This window comes from Duganella kummerowiae (assembly GCF_053572355.1).
Genome location: NZ_JBKFEH010000045.1, coordinates 1 through 806 on the forward strand (window position 1 = coordinate 1; position 806 = coordinate 806).

The 806-nt window shown below is 73.8% G+C and carries 1 protein-coding gene; it reads left to right on the top strand.

Annotation, left to right across the window (positions count from 1 at the left end; genetic code table 11):
• Positions 1-806 (top strand): amino acid adenylation domain-containing protein (locus ACLB1G_RS27945; RefSeq protein WP_491630543.1); only part of this gene is annotated, 806 nt, incomplete at both ends.

Here is an 806-nt window from a genome sequence, read left to right on the forward strand (position 1 = left end):
TCCGGCTCGACCGGCACGCCGAAGGCGGTGCTGATGCCGCACCGCGCCATCGCCAACCGCCTGCAATGGATGCGCGCCACCTACCCGGCGGGGCCGGACGAGGTGTACTGCCAGAAGACCTCGCTGAACTTCGTGGACCACGTGGCCGAGGTGTTCCAGCCGCTGGCCGAGGGCGCGCCGCTGGTGGTGATCGCCGACGAGGCGGTGCGCGACCTCGACCTGCTGGTGGCGACCCTGGCCGAACACCGGATCAGCCGCATCACGCTGGTGCCGTCGCTGCTGGAGGCGCTGGCCGGACATCCGGGCCTGGGCGCCCTGGCGCTGCGCCAGGTGGCCAGCAGCGGCGAGGCGCTGGGCGCGGAACTGGCGGCGCGCGTGCGGGCCGCGCTGCCGGGAGCGCGCCTGCTCAACATCTACGGCTCGACCGAGGTGGGGGCCGACGTCACCTGGGATGAGTACAGCGCCGAGGGCGGGGTGGCGATCGGACGGCCGATCGCCAACAGCCGCGCCTACGTGCTGGACGAACAGGGCGGGCTGCTGCCGCAGGGCGCGGTGGGCGAACTGTACATCGGCGGAGCGGGCCTGGCGCTGGGCTACCTGCACCAGCCGGAACTGAGCGCGCAGCGCTTCGTCGACGATCCGTTCCAGCCCGGCCAGCGGCTGTACCGCAGCGGCGACCTGGCGCGCTGGCTGCCGGACGGGCGCCTCAGCTACCAGGGCCGGCGCGACCACCAGATCAAGCTGCGCGGCATGCGCATCGAGGCCGGCGAGGTGGAGGCGCAGCTGCGCCGGCTGCCCGGCGTGAA